We start from the raw sequence: 19,896 nt of genomic DNA, 5'->3' as shown, positions 1-19,896 counted from the left end.
AACGCGCCGTACGACGGCGGACCTGCGGCGACTCGAGGGACTGGTCGGCGCGGGCGGTGAGGAAAAGTCCCGGCGCGGTGGTGATCATGGCGGGCAGGGCGGTCCGGAGCGAACAGGCCGGCGCGACCCGGCAGCTGATCCTGGTCACCGCCGAGCGGCTGTTCGCCGAGCACGGGGTGTACGCGGTCTCCAACCGCCAGGTGAGCGAGGCCGCCGGGCAGGGCAACAACGCGGCGGTCGGCTACCACTTCGGTACGAAGGCGGATCTCGTCCGCGCCATCGCGCAGCGCCACTCGGACCGGGTCGAGGAGCTGCGCGCCCGGCAGCTCGCCGTCCTGGGCGACTCGTCGGACCTGCGCGACTGGGTGGACTGCCTGGTCCGTCCCCAGTTCGACCACCTGGCGGCGCTGGGCAGTCCCACCTGGTACGCGCGGTTCTGCGCCCAGGTCATGACCGACCCGGCGCTGCGGCAGATCATGACGGAGCAGTCCCGGGCCTCGGTCTCCCTGCGGGCCATCATCGAGGGCCGCAACCGGTGCATGCCCGCGCTCCCGGACGAGGTCCGCGCGGAGCGGGGCGACATGGCCCGCCACCTCATCGTGCACACGGCGGAGGAGCGGGAGCGGGCCCTGGCCGAGAGGCGTCCCACCCCGCGCGCCAGCTGGCAGGACGCGGCCGACGGCCTCGTCGACGCGATCGTCGGCATGTGGCTGGCGCCCGTCACCTCCCGGGGCGGGAAGTGACGGGCGCCGGGTGAGGCCTTGCGCGTGCTCGCCGACGACCTGTCCGCCACGACCGCCGTCCACCGCTGCCGCCGGTCCGCCGACGGCGTCCATCGAGGTCTCCCGTCGCGCGCTCGGTTCCGCGCCGGCATCCGCAACGCCCGGGGCGGGCCGGGCGCCCACCGTTCCTTACCGTCGAGTAATATCCCGCGGCAGGCCCCCCGAGGAGGAACCGTGCCACGGTCCGAACGCTCACCCCTGCTGCTCGCCGGCCTGCTGGCCACCGCGGGCGTCGCCCATTTCGCCCGGCCCCGCCCGTTCGACGCCACCGTCCCGCGCTCCCTGCCGGGCACGCCCCGGGCGTGGACGTACGCCAGTGGCGCCGCCGAACTCGCGCTGGCCGCCGGGCTCGCCCTGCCGCGTACCCGCAAGGCCGCCGCGCTGAGTGCCGCCACCTTCTTCGTCGGAGTGTTCCCCGCCAACGTCAAGATGGCCTGGGACTGGCGGCACCGCCCCACCCCGCAGAAGGCCGCCGCCCTCGGACGGCTGCCGGTGCAGGTGCCGCTCGTGCTGTGGGCCCGCGCCGTCGCCCAGGGCACCGGGGGCCGGTCGTGAGCGCGCTCCCCGCCGTCGGCGACACCGTCGAGGACTTCACGCTGCCGGACGAGACCGGCACCCCGCGCCGCCTGTCCGACCTGCTCGCCGACGGCCCCGTCGTCCTGTTCTTCTACCCGGCGGCCCTCACCACCGGATGCACGGCGGAGGCCTGTCACTTCCGCGACCTGGCCGCCGAGTTCGCCGCGGTCGGCGCCCGGCCCGTCGGCGTCAGCGGCGACCCCGTGGAACGCCAGCAGGAGTTCGCCGGGCGCCACAGCCTGGGCATGCCGCTGCTGTCCGACGCCGACGGCAGGGTCCGGGAGCGGTTCGGGGTGAAGCGCGGCTTCAGCCTGGCCCCCACCAAGCGCGTGACCTTCGTCATCGGCCAGGGGCGCACCCTGCTGGAGGTCGTCCGCAGCGAACTGAGGATGAGCACGCACGCCGACCGCGCCCTGGCCGCGCTCCGCGCCCACCGGGGGTGACGGGGCCACCCGCGCCACGTCCCGGTTGATACCGCATCGCCCTGGGATGATCCTGGACGGCATGGAGGATTCCTCCGCCGCGATGATCGTCGACGCCCGCGGACTGGTGACGGGGTGGAGCGACGGCGCGCGGCGGCTCACCGGATACCCGGCCGAGGAGGTCGTGGGGCGCCCCGCGCGCGACCTGCTCGCGCGGGACGCGCCCACCGGCCTCCTGTCCGGCACCGGCCCCTCCGGCACCGTCCTGGTCCGCCACCGGGACGGCCGCGCGGTGAGCCTGCGGCTGCGGGTCCGTCCGCTGCTGGGCGCCGACGGCGCACCGCGGGGTTGCGCGGTGACCGCCGAGGCGCCCGGCGGGCCGACGGCCGCCCTCGTCGACGACGCCGTACGGCAGGCCCCCTTGTCGATGTCCGTCCTCGACCCCGACCTGCGCTTCGTACATGTCAACGAGGCCTCGTGCCGGATGCTGGGCAGATCCGCGGCGGAACTGATCGGCCGCGGCCTGCCCGACACGCTGGCGGACTTCGAGGGCGACGCACAGACCTTCCTGCACCATCTGCGGGTCGTCGCCGACCGGGGGCGGCCCGTTCAGTACGAAAGCTACTCGCCCGCGCCCACCGGCACCCGCCCGCACGCCTGGACCGTGGAGATCTGGCCGGTCCACGACACCTCCGGCGCGCTCACCGCCATCGCCATGGCCGCGATGGAAAGCACCGAACAGCACCGGGCGCGCGAGCGGCTGGACCTGCTGAACGCGGCAGCCGAGGTCGGCACCACCCTCGACGTCGTCCGCACCGCCGAGGAACTGGTCGGGCTCCTCGTGCCGCGGTTCGCCGGCTTCGCCGCGGTCGACCTGCTCGACTGGGTCCTCGGCACCGACGAACCCCACGCCACGCCACCCGAGCACGCCGCCCTGCGCCGGGCGGCCCACGGCTCCGCCACCGAGGGCTTCCCCATCCCCGCCGTGCGCCTCGGCGGCCCCGAGGTCCACCCGTCCGACAGCCCGCCCGCCCGGGCCATGCAGGAGGGCCGCGCCGTCCTGAGCGGTCCCGGCGACCCGGAGTTCGACCGGTGGATGCGCACCCGCGACACCGCGGCCCCGCACAACCGCCCCTTCCGCGAAGCCGTCAGCTCGGTCCTGGCCGTGCCCCTGCGGGCCCGCGGCACCACCCTGGGCGTCGCCCTGGCCGTCCGGACCGCGCCGCGGGAGCCGTACGCCACGGAGGACGCCGTCCTGGCCGAGGAACTGGTCGCCCGGGCCGCCGTGTCCATCGACAACGCCCGTCGCTTCGCGCGCGAACGCTCCACCGCTCTGGCGATCCAGCGCAGCCTGCTTCCCAAGGACCTGCCCGGACAGGCCGCGGTCGAGGTGGCCCACCGCTACCTCCCCTCCGCGTCCGCGGCGGGCATCGGCGGCGACTGGTTCGACGTGATCCCGCTCTCCGGCACCCGCGTCGCCCTCGTCGTCGGCGACGTCGTGGGCCACGGCATCCCGTCCACGGCGACCATGGGCCGGCTGTGCACGGCCGTACGCACCCTCGCCGACGTCGACCTGCCCCCCGACGAGCTCCTGACCCACCTCGACGACCTCGTCACCCACCTCGCGGCCGTCGGCGGCGACAGCGGCGACGCGGAGATCGCGGAGCTGGGCGCCACCTGCCTCTACGCCGTGTACGACCCCGTCTCCCGGCGTCTGGCCCTGGCGGCGGCCGGCCACCCCGCGCCCGTCCTCCTTCTGCCCGACGGCACCACCCGAAGCGTCACCATGGCCGCCGGGCCACCGCTCGGGGTGGGCGGTCTGCCCTTCGAGGCGACGGAGCTGGAACTGCCGGAGGGCTCCGTCGTCGCCCTCTACACCGACGGACTGGTCGAGGACCGCGACCGCGACGTCGACCACTCCACCGCGGAACTGTGCCGGGCGCTGACCGCGCCCGCCAGCTCGCTCGACGCGCTGTGCGACGGGGTGCTCAAGGCCGTGCTGCCGGAGGAGCCGGGCGACGACGTGGCGCTGCTGCTGGCCCGCACCCGGGCGCTGGGCGAGGACCGGGTGCGCACCTGGGACGTCCACCCGGACCCCGTCGGCGTGGCGGCCGCCAGGCGGTCCGTCGGCGAGCAGCTCACCGAGTGGGGGCTGGACGACGCGGCCTTCGTGACCGAACTCGTCGTCAGCGAGCTGGTCACCAACGCCATCCGGTACGGCGAGCCGCCCATCCAGTTGCGCCTCATCCGCCACACCGCCCTCATCTGCGAAGTGTCCGACGCCAGCTCCACCTCGCCCCACCTGCGCCGCGCCCACGCCTACGACGAGGGCGGGCGGGGGCTGCTCCTGGTCGCCCAGCTCACCCAGCGCTGGGGCAGCCGCCAGACGGACACCGGCAAGACGATCTGGGCCGAGCAGCCCCTGCCCGCACAGTGAACCGCCCGCGCGAATCCGTGCGGCCCGGCGCGGACCGTCTACTGCCCGCCCTCCTGCGCGGCCACCCGGGCCAGCGTGCGGCCGGTGCGCGCGGACCGCGCCCGCCGCGGGTCCGGGGTGCCGCGCCCCCCTGCGCCGCCGGCCGTCTTCACCAGCAGCCACGCCGCGTCCTCACCGGAACCGGCGTCCGAGCCGCCCCGGAACCGGGTCAGCGCGTACTCGCCGCGCAGCTTCGCACCGTGCAGCCGGAACCGGGCGTGTCCGCGCGCGAGCGACTCGGCGAAGTCGACCGGACGGCCCCGGCGGTCGTGGCTCAGCGGCTCGTAGGTGCCGTGGTCCCACACGATGACCGTGCCGCCCCCGTACTCACCCGCCGGGATCACCCCCTCGAACTCCTCGTACTCCAGCGGGTGGTCCTCCGTCGGCACCGCGAGCCGCTTGTCGCTCGGATCCGCCGACGGCCCCTTCGGCACCGACCAGGACCTGAGCACGTCGGCCACCTGGAGGCGGAAGTCGAAGTGCAGGGTGCTCGCGTCGTGGATCTGCACGACGAACCGGGGTGCCCCGCCTTCGCCGGGCGCCCCGTCGCCGGCGGGCTCACCGGTCCGGCCGAAGTCCCGTTTGCCGTGGTACTCCCGCAGTACGCCGTCCTCGCCGCCCACCTGCCGCTCCTTCCCGGGAGATCCCGATCAGTGCCGGTTCGGGCCGGGTACCCCGCTCAGAACTCCTCGTGCACGTCCGGGTCGCCGCCGATCCGGCGGTGGGCGCGGTCCGCCACCGCACGCATCTGCCCGGCGTCCAGTTCGAAGCCGAACACGTCCAGGTTCGCCCGCTGCCGCGCCGGGTCGGCGGACTTCGGGATCGGTACCGCGCCCAGCTGGGTGTGCCAGCGCAGGACCGCCTGGGCGGGCGTCACACCGTGTGCCGCGGCGACCGCGGCGACGGCGGGATCGTCCAGCAGGTCACTGCCCCGCCCCAGCGGGCTCCAGCTCTCGGTGCGGATGCCCTTGCGCTCGTGGTAGGCGCGCAGTTCGTCCTGCGGGAACAGGGGGTGCAGCTCGATCTGGTTGACCGACGGCAGGACGCCCGTCTCCTTCTCCAGCCGCTCGATGTGCTCCGCCGTGAAGTTGGAGACGCCCACCGATCGCACGAGGCCCTCCTCGCGCAGCTTGACCATGGCCTTCCAGGAGTCGACGTACCTGTCCACGCGCGGCAGCGGCCAGTGGATCAGGTACAGGTCGACGTACTCGAGTCCGAGCCGGGCGCGGGACTCCTCGAAGGAGGCGAGCGTCTCCTCGTAGCCGTGGTGCCGGCCGGGCAGCTTGGTCGTCACGACGACCTCCTCGCGGGGGAGCCCAGCGGCGGCGATCCCGCGGCCGACGCCGGTCTCGTTGCGGTAGTTCGCCGCCGTGTCGATCAGGCGGTACCCCGCCCGCAGGGCCTCGCTCACCCCCCGCTCGGCCTCGTCGTCGGTCATCGGCCAGGTGCCCAGGCCCAGGGCGGGGAGCGTGGTGCCGTCGTTGAGCGTGTACGCCGGGATGCTGATCACCGTGGGACCTTTCCTCGACTGTGCGCGGCGGTGTGCCGCCCGGTCCAGCGTCGCCCACCCGGGGACCCGTGATCAACCGGACGGCGTGGCGGAGGGTCTGCCACGATCTCCGCATGACGACGCAGAGCGCGAAGGACACGGCGAAGGGCCCGACGCAGGACAGCGCGAAGGGCACGGCGACGGACGCGGCGGCGGAGCGCGCGGCGGCCCGGGCGGCGGGAATCGAGGTTCTCCCCGCCGCCGGGCACATCGGCGCCGAGATCCACGGCGTCGACCTCGCGGCCGGACTCGGCGCCGCACAGGTCGCGGCGGTGCGGGCGGCCGTACTGCGCTGGAAGGTGGTGTTCTTCCGCGACCAGCGCCTCGACCACGCCGGACACGTCGCGTTCGCCCGCCTCTTCGGCGATCCGGTCGTGCTGCCCCGGCGCGGCAAGGCCTCCCCGGCCGGCCACCCGGAGATCGAGACCACCGCCGACCGGCTGGAGCTGGGCGGGCGGTTCGGAATGGAGCACGAGGAGTGGCTGCGGCGCCGGCGCCACACGCTGCTGCGCGGCTGGCACTGCGACCACGGCGCCCGCGTCGATCCGCCGGCCTTCACGATCCTGCGCGCCGAGACCGTCCCGCCCTACGGCGGTGACACCACCTGGGCGAACCTCGCCGCCGCCTACGCCGGACTGTCCGCCCCGCTGCGCGCCTTCGCCGACACCCTGCGCGCCGAACACCGCCTGGGCGTCGGCTACCAGCCCCGGCCCGGCGACGACGCCTACGTCCGGCACCTCCTCGACCACCAGACCGCGACCGTGCATCCGCTCGTCCGCGTCCACCCGGAGACGGGGGAGCGGGTGCTGTTCGTCAACGGCTACTACGTCGAACAGATCACCGGGCTCTCCCGCCCGGAGAGCGCGGCGATCCTCGGACTCCTGACCGAGCAGGCCACCCGCCCCGAGTACACCGTCCGCTTCCGCTGGGAGCCGGGCAGCGTCGCCTTCTGGGACAACCGCGCCACCATCCACCTCGCCCCGGGCGACCACGCCCACCTCGACCACCCGCGCACCATGCACCGCGTGATGCTCACCGGCGACGTACCGGTCGGAGTCGACGGCACCCCCTCCGAGCCGCTGCTGGGCAGCGAGGCCGGCCGATGGTGAGCGCGGACGGCAGCCGGCGCCGCGTCACCCGAGCGGGATCGTCACCTCGTCCTCGACCGGCGGGTCCACCTCCTGCGCCCGGTTGCCGGTGGCCGCGTAACAGCGCAGCCGCACCGCCTGCGGCGTCACGTCCAGGCGCAGGAAGCACTTGAAGAAGGGCGGACTGTACGTCGCCGAACCCGGCGAGAACAGCTGCGTGTAGATCTTGCGCACGGGCAGCCGGAACCGCTTGCGGCGATCGGGCCGCCGCGCGGTACCGAGCAGTCCGGCGACGATCCGGGTGCGCCGGGTGACCCGTGCGCCGTCACCCGGCGGGCGGCCGGTGCGGATGCCGAGGCGCTCGGCGATCACGGCCGTCGCCTCGGCCTCCGTCAGGGTGAAGAAGCGGCGCATCCGCAGGCGCCGGCCGTACAGGGCGCTGTAGAAGGCGAGGGAGTCGCCGCGCAGCGGATAGGAGCGGAAGTCGTCCTCGGTGACACCGGCCACCGAGACGCGCGGGATGGTGTGGGTGGCGTGCATGAACGCGCCGCCGCCGCCCGCCACGACGTACTGGACGGTCCGGCCGTCCACGTCGACCGGGTAGCGCTGGTAGTTGTGGATGTCGCCGCCGATCGCCGCGACGTAGTGGTGCGCGGGATCGCGCACGACGTCGTCGACCGTGCCGCCGCCCTCGACAGGGCACGGGTGGTGCTCGCCGTCCACGTACAGGGGCGATCCGGTGATCAGGATCTTCGGACGGTCGCCCGCCGACACCTCGCGCAGCCAGGCGCCCTGCTCGGCGTCGACCGTGCCGAGCAGCCCGGTGTCGATGCCGACGATCCGCACCGGACCGGCGTCGACGGCCCAGTACGGTCCGGGCTGGACGGACTGCTGGGCGGGCGCCGGGCGCAGCTCGCGCGCCTCGTCGAGGTGCCGTCCGTCGTCCGGGCGCGGCCGGTGCCACAGCAGGGACCGCAGCCGGGCCCCGGTGAACGGGCGCGGCGCCGGCTCCGGCGGCAGGGGCGGGGCGTCGCCGCAGAAGACACGCATGAACCCGGCGAGGTCCTCGTACCAGTCGTGGTTGCCCGGTACCGCGTACACGGGGGCCGGGTAATCGCCGTAGGGGCGGAAGAACTTGGGGCCGTAGTCGTCGGCGCTGCCCACCGGGTAGATCACGTCGCTCGCCAGGACCGCGAACCGGGTGTCCCCGCCCGCCTTCAACAGCCCGGGCACGACGGCGTACTGGGGCTCGTCGCCCTCGCCCGTGTCGCCGATGACCAGGAAGGAGAACCGGTCGGGGTCGTCCCGCCTGATCACCTTGTCGGCCGGTGCCCCGGCCGCCGCCCGCTGCGCCACCCAGCGGGAGCGGGTGCGGCCCGTGGGGTCCCCGAACCAGGAGGCCAGCACGCCGTTGCGGGCGGCCCACAGGGTTCCGGGGTTCAGCCAGGACAGCTTCTCGGTGCGCTGCGGCATCAGCGCCCGGTAGGCGCCGGGCTCGGCGGAGCCCCAGCCGGCGCCTTCGGCGGAATCACGTGAGGAGTTGGACACCCGGGCACGGTAACAACGTCCACCCGGGGGGCCGGACGAGGGATCGCTCGCCAAGTCCCGCCCCCGCCGGGCCGTTTCGCGTCGTCCGGGTCAGAACGTCCGCTTCAGGAGGTCGAACACGGCCTCCCAGTGGCGTTCCGTCGCCCTCTCGTCGTACGCGGCGGTGTCGGCCTGGGTGTAGCCGTGGCGCGCCCCCGTGTAGACCTCGCAGCGGTGGGGCACGCCCGCCGCGGCAAGCGCCGCCTCCAGCCGCTCCTGCTGCTCGGGCGGCATGCCCGGGTCGTGGTCCGCGTGGGCGAAGTACGCCTCGGCGGTGAGGTTCTCGGCCACCAGGTGCGGACTGTGCGGGCCCTCCGTCGCCAGGTTCCCGCCGTGGAACCCGGCCACCGCGGCGACCCGGTCCGGACGGGTGCCGGCGGTGCGCAGGGCGAGCCCGGCGCCCATGCAGTAGCCGATGAGCGCGACCGGGCCTCGGGCCGCCTCCGGAGCCCGGGCCAGCCACTCCAGGTACGCGTCCGCGTCCCGCACCGCCCGGTCGGGGGTGAGCGACTTCATGATCGGACCGAGCCGCTGGAAGATGTCCGGACGTGCCTGCGGGTCGATGAACCCGGGCAGTTCCACGACGGGTGCCCGCCCGCTGCGGTAGAAGACGTTGGGCACCAGGACGGTGTACCCGGCGCCGGCCAGCCGGTCGGCCATCGCCCGCAGCCGGGGCCGCAGCCCGAAGGCGTCCATGTACAGCAGGACCGCGGGGTGCGGCCCCCCGTCGGCGGGGTGGGTCAGATAGGCGTCGGCGGTACCGTCGTCGGTGGGGATGTCGACGTCGGTCCCCTGTACTGCGCTCATCGCGGGGTCGTGCCCTTCTCTCGGTCTCTCGGATCTGGGTGGCGGCCCGCTACTCGAACCGCGTCGTGTCGCCCGCGCCCCGCCGCACGATCTCCGCCTCGCCGTCGGAGAAGTCGACGACCGTGGTCGGCTCGGTGCCGCAGTCCCCGGAGTCGACGACCGCGTCCAGCACGTGGTCGAGCCGGTCCTTGATCTCCCAGCCCTGCGTCATCGGCTCCTCCTCGTCGGGCAGCAACAGCGTGCTGGACAGCAGCGGTTCACCGAGTTCGGTCAGCAGGGCCTGGGTGACGACGTGGTCGGGGATGCGCACGCCCACGGTCTTCTTCTTCGGATGCTGAAGCATGCGCGGCACCTCCCTCGTCGCCGGCAGGATGAAGGTGTAGCTGCCGGGCGTCGACGCCTTGATCGCCCGGAACACGTCGTTGTCGATCTGCACGAACTGGCCGAGCTGCGCGAAGTCCTGGCAGACGAGGGTGAAGTGGTGCCGGTTGTCCAGGCGGCGGATCGACCGGATGCGGTCGATCCCGTCGCGGCTGCCCAGCCGGCAGCCCAGTGCGTAGCAGGAGTCCGTCGGATATGCGATCAGCGCGCCGGAGCGGACGCTGTCGGCGACCTGGGCGATGCTGCGCGGCTGGGGGTTGTCGGGGTGCACGTCGAAGTACTTCGCCATTCACCGAGCTTATGCCCGCGCGCCCGCCCCGTCTGACAGGCCCCGCGCGCCCGCCCCGTCCGACAGGCCCGGTGCTCCCGCCCCCACGGCCGGCGCGGAGCCGGGCGCGAGGCCATGAGGTAACGTCCCCGGCCTGGGCCGGATACGAGGCGAGGCGAGGAGAAGGCCGACGTGGCGGGCCGACAGGACACGGGACGGCAGCGGATCTCCGGGGCCGGCGAGCACGCGGAATGGGCGCGGGAGCTGCTCGGGCACCTGCGACCGGGCGGACGCGACCCGGACCGGGTCGTGGCCTGGCTCGCCGCCACCGCCCACGCGAGCGTCTCGTTGCAGGACGGCGGCGGCCGGCTGCTGGCCGGCACCCGCGTCCCGCTGGACGAGGGCCTGGTCGCCGACGTCACCTCCGGCCGGATCGCCTCCGCCGCCCTGGAGGACCGGGGGCGCCACCTGCGGCTCGTCCGTGTCGAGCGGTCCCGCCCGGCACAGGCCGCCGTCCTCGTGGTGGCCCGCGGGGCGCCCTTCGACCGGCGTGTCTCCGACATCGTCACGCACGCCGCCCAGGTGGTGGAGCTGTTGCTGGCCGGCCACGAGTCGGCCGCGGCCGGGCACCGGCTGCGGCGGGCCACGTCCGACCTGCGCCTGGCCATCCTGCAGTTGCTGATGGTCGAGGACACCGTCTCCGCCCGCCGGGTGGCCGCCGGTCTCTGGCCCGGTCTCCTCGACACCGACACGGCCTGCGTCTACGTCGTGGAGAGCGGCCCCGCCGAGCGGGACCGTCTCGCCGAGGAGTGCCTGGCGGCGACGGGGAAGGAGGCGCTGGTCGTGCGGTGCCCGGCGGTGGACGGACACGTGATCGTCCTCGCGCCGCGCGACACGGCCGGGCGGGAACTGCGCTCACTGGTCGGCCGCCGCCCCGGCGTGTTCCTCGGCGGCAGCACGCGTCAGGGGCTCGCCCGCACCGCGGCGGCCTACGGCCAGGCCGTCAGCGCCCTCGCGGTGGCCCGGTTCCGCCCTCAGCAGGCGGCCCTGTACGCCGAGCGGACCCGCCCCGAGCGGCTGATGGTCCCGGCGGAGCTGCACGACTGGACGGCCGGCGTGCTGAGCCCGCTCGACACCCTGGCGCACCACACCCGCGCCGAACTGCTCGCCACCACCCGGCTCGGCCTGGAGTTCACCGCCGTCAACGCGGCGAAGATCCTCGGCGTCAGCCGCAACACGGTCCGCGCCCGTATGGACCGGGTCGAGTCGCTGCTGCGCACGGACTTCGACGACCTGACCGCCCGGGCCGCCGTCCACCTCGCCCTGAACGCCCACGTCGGGCTCGCCGAGATCCCGCCCGGCGCCGGCACCGGCGCACGGACCGGGGCGGCCCGGCTCACCGACCTGCTGTCCGGGCCCGCGCTGCGTACCTGGGCCGCCGGCCTGCTCGGCCGCCTCGACCCGGACGGCCGGGACCTGCGCCGCACCCTGCGCACCTGGATCGCCGCCGGCGGCAACGCCGAACGCGCCGCACACCGGCTCGGCATGCACGCGCAGACCGTCCGCGAGCACGTCCGCAGCGCCGAGCCGGTCCTCGAACGGCAGCTGCTGGCCGCCGGGAGCGACCTGTACGAGGTCGTCCTCGCCCACCTGGCGGCCGGTGACCTCGACCCGCCGCCCCTGTACGGGACGAAACCGGGCCATCCGGACTCACCTGTGCACGAGTGAGTCCGGACGGCCCGGCAGCGGGCACCGGCACTGTTCACAACGGCGGAGCCGTCCACGTAGGTTCGGCGGAACGGGGGCACGACCGGAACGGGGGACCGGTCGCGCCCCCGGTGCCGCTCAGCCGTGGGGGAGGATCACCGCACGGCCGTTGACCTTGCCCTCGTGCAGCCGCTCGTAGGCGAGCGGGGCGTCGTCCAGCGAGTACGTCTCGGTGTGCACCGACACGGCGCCGGAGCGGGCCAGGTTCAGCACCTCGATCAGCTCGCTGCGGCTGCCCCAGTACGGCGCGTTGACCGACACCTCGAACGGCAGCATGCCGAACCCGACGGGCAGCGAGCCGCCCCCGATGCCGACCAGCGTGACGTCGCCCTCGACGGCGGCGACGGCTCCGGCGGTCCGCACGGTGGGCGCCACGCCGACGAAGTCGAACACGGCCTCGGCGCCGAGACCGCCGGTGATCTCACGCACGGCGTCCGCCGCCCCCGCGTCCGACAGCACCGCCTCGTGCGCGCCCACCGCACGGGCCAGACGCAGCTTCTCCTCGCTGACGTCCAGCGCGACGACCCGGGCGGACGTCAGGGCGCGCAGCAGCTGGATGGCGACGTGGCCGAGACCGCCGGTGCCGATGACCACCGCGGTCGAACCGGGGACCAGCTTGGGCAGCGACCGCTTGATCGCGTGGTACGGGGTCAGCCCGGCGTCCGTGAGCGGCACCGCCGCGACCGGGTCGAGCCCGTCCAGCGGGACCAGGTGGCGCGGGTCGTCGATCAGCAGGTACTCGGCCATGGAACCCGGACGGCCGAGTCCCGGCGGCCGGATGCCCAGCTCGTCGGCGCGCAGGCAGTAGTTCTCCTTGCCCTCCGCGCACTTGGCGCAGGTGCCGCAGCCCCAGGGCCCGTACACGGCGACCGCGTCGCCCTCGGCCAGTCCGCTCACCCCGGCGCCGAGCGCGGCCACAGTGCCGACGCCCTCGTGACCGAGGGTGAGCGGCAGCTCGTACGGGAAGCCCTCGGCGGGCCAGCTCATCACCGCGATGTCGGAGTGGCAGACGCCGGCCGCGGTCACCTTCAGCAGCACCTGGCCGGGGCCGGGCTCCGGGTCGGGGACCGTGACGACCTCGGGCGGGGCGCCGATGGTGCGGTACTGCAGTGCCTTCATGTTCGGACTCCTTCGTTCTCCCCCCTGGCGGGTGACCGGTGTCAGACGGCCGTGTAGGCGCCGTCGACCAGGTGGTAGCTGCCGGCGACGAAGGACGCGCGGTCCGACAGCAGGAAGGCGATCAGCTCGGCGACCTCCTCGGAGCGCCCGAGGCGGCCGGCCGGGTGCAGGGCGACCAGGCCGTTGTAGGCGGCCTCGTCCATGGTCTTCAGCAGCGGGGTGTCGATGAAGCCGGGACCGACGGCGTTGATCCGGACGCCCTGGGCGGCGTACTCGGCGGCGGCCGCCTTGGTCAGCCCGACCACGCCGTGCTTGGCGGCGACGTAGGCGGGCGAGCCCGCGAAGCCGACCGAGCCGAGGATGGAGGCGACGTTCACGATCGAGCCGCCGCGGCCCGCGGCCAGCATGGCGGGCAGCTCGAAGCGCATCGAGTAGAAGACGCCGTCGAGGTTGGTGCGCACCACCCGCTGGTAGGCGTCCACGTCGTACTCGCCGGTCGGGGCGCTGGGGCCGCCGATGCCGGCGTTGTTCACCGCGAGGTCCAGTCCGCCGTAGGTGTCGACGGTGAACCGGACCGCGGCCTCGACCGACTCCGGGCGGGTCACGTCCAGCTCGACGGCGGCGGCGCGCACGCCCTGTGCCGTGAGGTCGGCGACGGCCTTTTCGGCGCCCTCGGCGTTGAAGTCGGCGACGACGACGTTCGCGCCGCCGGAGCCGAGCCGGCGGGCGGTGGCGAGGCCGATGCCGGAGGCGGCACCGGTGACGAGGGCGGTGCGCCCGGCGAACTCGGCGGCGGGCGTGGTGCCGGTGGCGGGGGTGGTGTCGGTGGTGCTCATGGTGCTGTTCTCACTCTTCGATGGTGCCGGCGGGGGTCGCGGCCGCGGCCTCCGTGATCAGGGCGTCGTAGGCCTGCTCCACCAGGGCGGCGAGGTCTGCGGCTCCCGAGTCCCCCTCTCCGCCGCGCGCCCACAGGCGCAGGGCGGCGATCAGAACCCCGGCGGCGGCGTCGACGACGGCGGCCGGGCGCACGTCCCGGGCCGTCTCGTCGATCCCCAGCCGGGCGGCGACGATGCGGATCGACTCCTCCTGGGCGTCGACCCGGATGCGCTGGTAGGCGGCGAACAGCTCGGGCTCGGTGCCGGCCAGGGCCAGCAGGCGGCGCATCCGGGGACGCACGTGCCAGGCCGGGTCCTCCCGGTCGGCCAGCCAGTCCCGCACGGCCCTGCGGTAGGCGAGCAGCGGCGGCTCCCCGGCGGGGCGGGCCCGCAGCAGCGCGTTGATCCGGTCGCCGTCCCGGCGGACGAAGTCGAGCGCCGCGTCCTCCTTGCCGGCGAAGTGCCGGCTGAACGTGCGGCGCGTGACGTCCGCCCGCTCGGCGATCTCCTCCACGGTGGTCGCCGCCGGCCCGCGCTCCAGGATCAGGTCGCAGGCGGCGGTGGCCAGCGCGTCGCGGGTCTGCCGCGCCTTGCGCTGCCGCCGGTCCTCGGTGGGGGAGGGCTTCGTCGCCGTCATGCCTCCGAGCGTACACCCGAAAATGTCCCACTGGGACACATGACCCGATGGGACATCAGTCGCCCGGACTCCCGCTGCTCACCCCGCCTGCCGCAGGGCCGAGCGGGCCGCCGCGGCGGCCTGCTCGGCGTAGCCGCGCCCGAACAGCACGGCGTGCACCAGCAGCGGGAAGAGCTGGTGCACACCGACGCGGTCCGGCCAGCCGTCCGCGAGCGGTGCCACCTCCTGGTAGCCCGCCAGGATCCGGCCCAGGTGCGGACAGCCGAAGAGGCGCAGCATCGCCAGGTCGCTCTCCGGGTGCCCGCCGTGCGCCGCCGGGTCGATCAGGTGGACCTCACCGTCGGCGCCCCACAGCACGTTGCCGTTCCACAGGTCCCCGTGCAGCCGGGCCGGCGGCCGCGCGGGCCCCGCCAGCTCCGGCAGCCGCTCGCAGACCCGCTCGACGTCGGCGGCCTCGGCCGTCCGGACGGTGCCCTCGTCGACCGCGCGGCGCAGATACGGCAGCACGCGGTGCGCGGCGTACCAGCTGGGCCAGTCGTCCCCCGGGGCGTTGCGCATCGGGGCGAGCCCGATGTACGCCTCCTCGGGTCCGCCGGGCGGCGCGGCGCCGAACGCCGGTGCCCCGGCGGCATGCAGCCCGGCCAGATCCCGGCCGAACCGCACCGCCGCCCCGGCGCTCGCCGGCCCCTGCGCCACCCGGTCGGTGACCAGTGCGCGCTCGTCCACGCCGTGCACCGCCGGGATCCGGACCGTCCCGGCGTCCGCGAGCCAGCGCAGCCCCGCGGCCTCGGCCCGGGCCGCACCCGGGGCTTCCTGGAACTTGACGACGACCGTGCGGCCGTCGTCGAGCGCGACTTCGGTGAGCGCCCCGGAGAGCGGACGCTCACCGGTCACCGCCCGGCCGGTGAACCGGGCCGCGACGGAGGAGGGCGAGCTGGTGGGAGTCATGTCCACGAGCCTAGGACGCTGCCGCGGCCGGGCCGGGAGCCCACCGCGGCCGGGTCGGGTCCCGTCACGGCAGGGTCGGGTCCCCGCCGCGCCGGTGGGTGCGCTGCCGTGCCCGGCTGCCGCCGACCCGGTGAAAAGCGCCGGGTGCGCCGATCGGAGAGCCCGGGGGCGGGGGAGCAATGGGACTATGACCAGTTCAGCGTTCCATCGCACCATCACCCTGCCCGCCCCCGTGTGCCGGCAGGCCGCACAGCACCTGGAGCAAGCGGTGCACAAGGCCATCGACGGTGCCGCCACGCCGTGGCGCGCCTTCCGCGGCGCCGACGGCGACGACTTCGCCTTCTCCGTCCCGGTCGTCGAGCAGGCCGCGGGCTGTCTGCTGGTACTGGCCGCCGAGAGCGCCCAGAGCCTGCGGCCCTCCGCGCTGCGCGCCCTGATCACCGTCGCCCTGCACCTGCGGGACGCGGCCGAGGCCGTCCGCCGGCCGGCCGCTCCCAGCGTGGCCTGGTGAAGGCGCCCCCGGCACGGTCCGGGGACCGGAGCGCCGGGTGCCGATGAGGTGAACCGTCAGGTGCCGACGAGGTGAACCGCCCCCCACAGGGCGACGGTCGACGCGGCGAGCGTGGTCGGCACGGTGAGCAGCCCCAGCAGGGTGAAGCGGCCCAGCTCCACCTCGATGCCGTGCCGGTGCAGGATGCGCCGCCAGAGCAGGGTCGCCAGCGAACCGACGTAGGTCAGGTTGGGTCCGAGGTTCACCCCGATCAGCACGGCGAGGACCTGGGCCGGGCCGGCGGGCGCGGCCAGCGGGAGCAGGGCCAGTACCGCCGGCAGGTTGTTGACCAGGTTGGCCAGCAGCGCGGCGACCGCCGCCACCGCGAGCAGCGCCGGCAGCGACTCCCCGTCCGGCAGCAGCCGCCCCAGCCGCGTGGCCGGGCCGCCCGCCACCACCGCCTGCACCACGACGCCGAGGGCGAGTACGAACAGGCAGAACAGCGGAGCGGCGGCGCCCACCATCTCCCGGGGCGTGACATGGCGCCGGGCCAGCGCCCGCACCCCGAGCACCAGCACACCGCCGAGCGCCGCCCAGGCGGGCTCCACCCCGGCCGGCGAGGCCACCGCGAACCCGGCCAGGGTGAGGGCGACGACGACGACGGTGAACCGCGGCACGGCCGGCGGGGGCGGCGTGGCCGGCACGGTCGGCCCGGACCCGGGGACACCGCCCGGCGCCTTCGGTGCCGCCGGGCCGACCCGCGCCGGAGCGACGGGCACAGGGGCGAGGGGCGCGGGATCGGCCAGGTCCGCGCGGAAGAACCGGCGGAACACGGCGTACTCGACGGCGATCGCGGCCAGCCAGGGCAGCGCCATCAACGCGGCGAACCGGGTGAAGGACAGCCCGCTCGCCGTGAACGCCAGCAGGTTGGTCAGGTTGGAGACCGGCAGGAGCAGCGAGGCGGAGTTCGCCAGGTGCGCCGTCGCGTACACGTGCGGGCGGGCCCGGGCGCCGGCCCGGGACGCGGTGGCGAGGACCACGGGCGTGAGCAGGACGGCGGTGGCGTCCAGACTGAGCACGGCCGTCACCGCGCAGGCCACGGCGAACACCCCGGTCAGCAGCCGCCGCGGACTCCCGCCGCACCGACGGGCCACGGCCGCGCCGACCGCCTCGAACAGGCCCTCCTTCGCGCACAGGTAGGCCAGCATCAGGACCAGCGCGAGGAAGACGACGACCGGCAGCAGCGTACGGGTCTGCTCCCACGCCTCGCGCGGGGTGACCGCGCCGAGGGCGACGACCAGCGCGGCGGCGGGCACGGCGGCGACGGCCTCCGGCAGCCCCCGGGGACGCAGTACGGCGAAGGCCAGGACACCCAGCAGCAGGGCGACGGGGACGGCCTCGGAGAGGACGGTGGTACTCAGGACTTCTCCTCCACACCGGAGAGCCGGGCGGGGCCCGGTGATCGGCGAACGGGGTACAGGGTCGCACTCCGGACGGGACGACGTGCGCAGGGCGGGATGTGGCCGAGGCCACGCCGTGGGCGAGAGCCGGGCCATGTTCCGCGCGGTGCGCCGCGGGCTACCGTCTGCACGGACCCGTGTTCCCCACGACGAGCAGTTCGGACGGCCCGCCAGTGCACACAGATCTCTCCCCCGTCATCGCGGCGACCGCACAGTGGCTCACCCGCGCCTACCCGGCGTCCGGGGGCGCGCTGGCGGACGCCCTGTGCGAGGTGCAGGCCCGGCAGGCCGTCACGGTCGCGGCCCGGCTGCGCTATCCCACCCCGATGGACGTGGCGCTGCTCGGCGTCGCGGGCCCCGGCGGGGCCGCACGGCTCGACTGGATCACCGGCGCCGACGGCGCGGCCTTCGCCGACCCCGACGCGGACGCCTGGCGGACCTGGGTGGACGAGGTCGTCGCCAGCTGGGCCGCCTGCCTGCTGACCGAGCCCGCGCTCGCCGGTCCCGCCGTCGCCGCCCTGGCCGACGGCGGTCCCCCGGCCGGAACGCCGGTGGAGTTCCGGCGCCTGCTGGCACCCGACGAGTCCGACCGCCGGGCGGCGGCCCTGCTGCGCCATCCGGACCTCGTCGCCCCCGTCGCCGCCCTGCACCACGCCCAGCTCCTGGCCCGCCTGGACCCGGGCCAGGCCCTCGTCGCCTGACGGGCGACGGGCGGCAGTCGGCGTCCGGCAGGCATGGGGCGGCAGTCGGCGTCCGGTAGGCATGGGGCGGCAGACGGCTGTCGGCTGTCGCTGTGCGCAGGCAGCCGGCGGCAATCGCCGGCGGCTCCGTGCGGGTGTGTGCGGGCGGCCGACGGCAGGCGTCGGGCGGCAGGCCCAGGAGGCCGGGGGCGATGCCCGGCGTCGGGCGCTGGGCCCGGAAGGCCGGGGCGATGCCCGGCGCCGCCCGGCGTGGGCCTCAGGCAGCCGTCTCCAGGTGCGCCACCGGGGACACCCGCGGCACCCTCGTCCCGCGCTCGCGCAGCAGGTGGCCCGCACCGATCGTGCCGGCGATGATCAGCCCGCCCGCGATCAGGGCGCCGCGGGCGCCGGCCAGCTCCATCAGGAGGCCCAGCGCGGGCGGCCCGCCCAGGCCCCAGACGGTGCCGATGCTGCCCCACACCCCGAGGACCCGGCCCCGCAGGTGGGCGGGCGGGTCGGTCTGGAGCACGGCCGTGCCCGCGGTGTCGGAGACGGACTCCACGACGGCCATCGGCAGCACCATCACCAGCAGGACGGCCAGCGACGGCGACATGCCCGCCACCACCTGGAGCAGCCCGCCCGCCGCCGCCAGCGCCCCCACCACCCGCACGGAGGGGCGGCGCAGCCGGGCGCCCAGGACGGCGCCGACGATGCCGCCGGCCGCCAGCACCGTGGACACCGTGCCGAACGACCCCGCGCCGCCCGCGAGCGGCCCGGTGACCAGCACGGCCAGGGTCAGCTGGTAGTTGCGCCCGAAGACCGCGCTCACCCCGGTGACACCGGCCAGCGCCAGCAGCCGGGGGCGGCGCACGAAGAACGCCAGCCCCTCGCGCACGCTCATGGTGTCCGGCGGACCGTCCTCCTTGACCGTCCCGGTCTGCCCGGCGGAACCGCGCGCCGGGCGCAGGAAGGGGATGACCGCGGCCACGAACAGGAACGACAGCCCGTTGGCCGCGTACGCGGCGGCCGTGCCGAGGAAACCGACCGTCACACCGGCCAGCGCGGCGCCCGTGAGCCGGCCGGCCTGGTGCACCAGCGCCCCCACCCCGATCGCCGAGGGCACGTCCTCGCGCGGGACGAGGTCGTTGCCGAGCAGGGAACACGCCGGGCCGTCGACGGTGGCGACGACACCGGTGACGGCGGCCAGCACCATGAGCGTGGTCAGGTCGAGGCGGTCCAGCGCCACCATGACCGCGGTCACGAACGCGACCGCGCCGAGCAGCGCCTGGCTGACCGCGGCGGTCAGTCTGCGCGGCCAGCGGTCGACGGCCGCACCGCCGAACACGCTGATCAACAGCGCGGGCGCGGCCTGCACGGACATGGACAGACCGGTCGCCGCGGCGGACCCGGTGATCTGCAGGACCAGCAGGTTCTGCACGGTCAGCTGCATCCACGTACCGGCGTTCGACACGAAGTTCGCGACCGACCACCAGCGCATGCTGCGGTACCGCAGGGAACGCCACGGCGAGCGGGACGCGGACCCGGACGGCGCGGCGGGGGAGGACGGCGGGGCAGGGGCGGAGGAAGAAGACACAGGGGCGCCACTCGAAGGCGGGTCGGGGACCCGGAAGGAAAACGGACGGGAACGAGTAGGCCGGCTGCGCTGCGCGACCGTTCCACTGGGCCGGAAACGGCGCCGACCATCGTGACAGAAGGCGTCGGCGAGTCGTCACCGGTCCGCGCCCCGCCCGCCGCCCGGCCGGGTCAAGGGCCGCCGGGCGAGCCCCACTTGACGGGCCGAGTGGATTTGAACACAGTACGTGATCACGGCGCCGGGTACCTGCCGCCCGTCCGTCGGCCGTGACCGTAATCACGGTGCGTGACGCCGTCGGCGGACACCGGCGCATGCGGTCGCCCCGGCGGGGCACCCGGGGCAGGCTCTTCGGCTCTCCGTGAGCGCGCCGGGCGCACCGCCGAGGCGCGC

The 19,896-nt window shown here is 75.3% G+C and carries 19 protein-coding genes; 8 read left to right on the top strand and 11 right to left on the bottom strand.

Annotated features, from left to right (window positions below; genetic code table 11):
- The first annotated feature begins 86 nt into the window (after positions 1 to 86).
- The 4 genes from ACIBCJ_RS33225 (at position 87) to ACIBCJ_RS33210 (ending at position 4,217) form a co-directional block, all read left to right on the top strand.
- Positions 87 to 743: a TetR family transcriptional regulator gene (locus ACIBCJ_RS33225; protein ID WP_362510940.1), complete on the top strand. Its 657-nt coding sequence runs from the start codon at positions 87 to 89 to the stop codon at positions 741 to 743.
- 213 nt (positions 744 to 956) lie between these two features.
- Positions 957 to 1,337: a DoxX family protein gene (locus ACIBCJ_RS33220; protein WP_362510937.1), complete on the top strand. Its 381-nt coding sequence runs from the start codon at positions 957 to 959 to the stop codon at positions 1,335 to 1,337.
- The gene (locus tag ACIBCJ_RS33215) at positions 1,334 to 1,801 is read left to right on the top strand and encodes a peroxiredoxin (protein ID WP_365981392.1); all 468 of its coding nucleotides are present in this window, start codon (positions 1,334 to 1,336) and stop codon (positions 1,799 to 1,801) included. The genes ACIBCJ_RS33220 and ACIBCJ_RS33215 overlap by 4 nt, the downstream gene beginning before the upstream one ends.
- Positions 1,802 to 1,862: 61 nt before the next feature.
- On the top strand, positions 1,863 to 4,217 hold the full coding sequence (locus ACIBCJ_RS33210; RefSeq protein ID WP_365981391.1) for a SpoIIE family protein phosphatase: 2,355 nt from the start codon (positions 1,863 to 1,865) through the stop codon (positions 4,215 to 4,217).
- Positions 4,218 to 4,255: 38 nt separating this feature from the next.
- Here the strand turns inward: ACIBCJ_RS33210 and ACIBCJ_RS33205 are convergent, their stop codons facing one another.
- Entirely contained in the window at positions 4,256 to 4,879 is a 624-nt protein-coding gene (locus ACIBCJ_RS33205; protein WP_365981390.1) for a DNA polymerase ligase N-terminal domain-containing protein, read from the bottom strand.
- A 56-nt stretch (positions 4,880 to 4,935) separates the two neighbouring features.
- Positions 4,936 to 5,766: an aldo/keto reductase gene (locus ACIBCJ_RS33200; RefSeq protein ID WP_362510928.1), complete on the bottom strand. Its 831-nt coding sequence runs from the start codon at positions 5,764 to 5,766 to the stop codon at positions 4,936 to 4,938.
- 113 nt (positions 5,767 to 5,879) lie between these two features.
- On the opposite strand from ACIBCJ_RS33200, the gene ACIBCJ_RS33195 reads away from it, so the two are divergent.
- On the top strand, positions 5,880 to 6,914 hold the full coding sequence (locus tag ACIBCJ_RS33195) for a TauD/TfdA family dioxygenase (protein ID WP_365981389.1): 1,035 nt from the start codon (positions 5,880 to 5,882) through the stop codon (positions 6,912 to 6,914).
- Positions 6,915 to 6,938: 24 nt separating this feature from the next.
- On the opposite strand, the gene ACIBCJ_RS33190 is transcribed toward ACIBCJ_RS33195, so the two are convergent.
- From ACIBCJ_RS33190 to ACIBCJ_RS33180, 3 genes are all read right to left on the bottom strand, one after another.
- Positions 6,939 to 8,441, bottom strand: a complete 1,503-nt coding sequence (locus tag ACIBCJ_RS33190; RefSeq protein WP_365981388.1) for a metallophosphoesterase — start codon at positions 8,439 to 8,441, stop codon at positions 6,939 to 6,941.
- A gap of 90 nt (positions 8,442 to 8,531) precedes the next feature.
- A complete protein-coding gene (locus ACIBCJ_RS33185; RefSeq protein ID WP_365981387.1) occupies positions 8,532 to 9,287 on the bottom strand; it encodes a dienelactone hydrolase family protein in 756 nt (251 codons plus the stop codon).
- A gap of 49 nt (positions 9,288 to 9,336) precedes the next feature.
- Positions 9,337 to 9,957, bottom strand: coding sequence for an L-threonylcarbamoyladenylate synthase (locus ACIBCJ_RS33180; RefSeq protein WP_166662096.1), 621 nt, complete (start codon positions 9,955 to 9,957; stop codon positions 9,337 to 9,339).
- A 171-nt stretch (positions 9,958 to 10,128) separates the two neighbouring features.
- Here ACIBCJ_RS33180 and ACIBCJ_RS33175 point away from each other — a divergent pair, with 171 nt between their 5' ends.
- Complete coding sequence (locus ACIBCJ_RS33175) at positions 10,129 to 11,664, top strand: helix-turn-helix domain-containing protein (RefSeq protein WP_365981386.1); 1,536 nt, start codon at positions 10,129 to 10,131, stop codon at positions 11,662 to 11,664.
- A 117-nt stretch (positions 11,665 to 11,781) separates the two neighbouring features.
- Here ACIBCJ_RS33175 and ACIBCJ_RS33170 read toward each other — a convergent pair whose 3' ends face one another.
- From ACIBCJ_RS33170 to ACIBCJ_RS33155, 4 genes are all read right to left on the bottom strand, one after another.
- The gene (locus ACIBCJ_RS33170; RefSeq protein WP_362104173.1) at positions 11,782 to 12,822 is read right to left on the bottom strand and encodes an NAD(P)-dependent alcohol dehydrogenase; all 1,041 of its coding nucleotides are present in this window, start codon (positions 12,820 to 12,822) and stop codon (positions 11,782 to 11,784) included.
- 41 nt (positions 12,823 to 12,863) lie between these two features.
- Positions 12,864 to 13,658, bottom strand: a complete 795-nt coding sequence (locus tag ACIBCJ_RS33165) for an SDR family NAD(P)-dependent oxidoreductase (protein ID WP_362104171.1) — start codon at positions 13,656 to 13,658, stop codon at positions 12,864 to 12,866.
- A 10-nt stretch (positions 13,659 to 13,668) separates the two neighbouring features.
- Positions 13,669 to 14,334, bottom strand: a complete 666-nt coding sequence (locus ACIBCJ_RS33160) for a TetR family transcriptional regulator (RefSeq protein WP_362104169.1) — start codon at positions 14,332 to 14,334, stop codon at positions 13,669 to 13,671.
- A gap of 78 nt (positions 14,335 to 14,412) precedes the next feature.
- Positions 14,413 to 15,282 carry a fructosamine kinase family protein gene (locus ACIBCJ_RS33155; protein ID WP_365981385.1) on the bottom strand — a complete coding sequence of 290 codons (870 nt, stop codon included), beginning with the start codon at positions 15,280 to 15,282 and terminating at the stop codon, positions 14,413 to 14,415.
- A 187-nt stretch (positions 15,283 to 15,469) separates the two neighbouring features.
- On the opposite strand from ACIBCJ_RS33155, the gene ACIBCJ_RS33150 reads away from it, so the two are divergent.
- Entirely contained in the window at positions 15,470 to 15,793 is a 324-nt protein-coding gene (locus ACIBCJ_RS33150) for a hypothetical protein (RefSeq protein ID WP_133890345.1), read from the top strand.
- A 56-nt stretch (positions 15,794 to 15,849) separates the two neighbouring features.
- On the opposite strand, the gene ACIBCJ_RS33145 is transcribed toward ACIBCJ_RS33150, so the two are convergent.
- A complete protein-coding gene (locus tag ACIBCJ_RS33145; RefSeq protein ID WP_362510902.1) occupies positions 15,850 to 17,328 on the bottom strand; it encodes an SLC13 family permease in 1,479 nt (492 codons plus the stop codon).
- Between the two features lie 77 nt (positions 17,329 to 17,405).
- Here ACIBCJ_RS33145 and ACIBCJ_RS33140 point away from each other — a divergent pair, with 77 nt between their 5' ends.
- The gene (locus ACIBCJ_RS33140) at positions 17,406 to 17,933 is read left to right on the top strand and encodes a hypothetical protein (RefSeq protein WP_362104162.1); all 528 of its coding nucleotides are present in this window, start codon (positions 17,406 to 17,408) and stop codon (positions 17,931 to 17,933) included.
- A gap of 256 nt (positions 17,934 to 18,189) precedes the next feature.
- Here the strand turns inward: ACIBCJ_RS33140 and ACIBCJ_RS33135 are convergent, their stop codons facing one another.
- A complete protein-coding gene (locus tag ACIBCJ_RS33135; protein WP_399284115.1) occupies positions 18,190 to 19,410 on the bottom strand; it encodes an MFS transporter in 1,221 nt (406 codons plus the stop codon).
- Positions 19,411 to 19,896: the final 486 nt, after the last annotated feature.

The sequence above is a fragment of the Streptomyces sp. NPDC051136 genome (assembly GCF_044455745.1).
Lineage (GTDB): Bacteria > Actinomycetota > Actinomycetes > Streptomycetales > Streptomycetaceae > Streptomyces.
Note: the sequence above shows the minus strand (reverse complement) of the source record. Positions and strands in the feature narration are given on the sequence as shown.

Excerpts from the sequence above, each read along its gene's own strand:
- ACIBCJ_RS33210 (WP_365981391.1), top strand. The coding sequence starts at position 1,863 with ATGGAGGATTCCTCCGCCGCGATGATCGTCGACGCCCGCGGACTGGTG.
- ACIBCJ_RS33225 (WP_362510940.1), top strand. The coding sequence starts at position 87 with ATGGCGGGCAGGGCGGTCCGGAGCGAACAGGCCGGCGCGACCCGGCAG.
- ACIBCJ_RS33170 (WP_362104173.1), bottom strand. The coding sequence starts at position 12,822 with ATGAAGGCACTGCAGTACCGCACCATCGGCGCCCCGCCCGAGGTCGTC.
- ACIBCJ_RS33160 (WP_362104169.1), bottom strand. The coding sequence starts at position 14,334 with ATGACGGCGACGAAGCCCTCCCCCACCGAGGACCGGCGGCAGCGCAAG.
- ACIBCJ_RS33150 (WP_133890345.1), top strand. The coding sequence starts at position 15,470 with ATGACCAGTTCAGCGTTCCATCGCACCATCACCCTGCCCGCCCCCGTG.
- ACIBCJ_RS33145 (WP_362510902.1), bottom strand. The coding sequence starts at position 17,328 with ATGGCCCGGCTCTCGCCCACGGCGTGGCCTCGGCCACATCCCGCCCTG.
- ACIBCJ_RS33180 (WP_166662096.1), bottom strand. The coding sequence starts at position 9,957 with ATGGCGAAGTACTTCGACGTGCACCCCGACAACCCCCAGCCGCGCAGC.
- ACIBCJ_RS33135 (WP_399284115.1), bottom strand. The coding sequence starts at position 19,410 with ATGCGCTGGTGGTCGGTCGCGAACTTCGTGTCGAACGCCGGTACGTGG.
- ACIBCJ_RS33185 (WP_365981387.1), bottom strand. The coding sequence starts at position 9,287 with ATGAGCGCAGTACAGGGGACCGACGTCGACATCCCCACCGACGACGGT.
- ACIBCJ_RS33155 (WP_365981385.1), bottom strand. The coding sequence starts at position 15,282 with ATGACTCCCACCAGCTCGCCCTCCTCCGTCGCGGCCCGGTTCACCGGC.
- ACIBCJ_RS33195 (WP_365981389.1), top strand. The coding sequence starts at position 5,880 with ATGACGACGCAGAGCGCGAAGGACACGGCGAAGGGCCCGACGCAGGAC.
- ACIBCJ_RS33165 (WP_362104171.1), bottom strand. The coding sequence starts at position 13,658 with ATGAGCACCACCGACACCACCCCCGCCACCGGCACCACGCCCGCCGCC.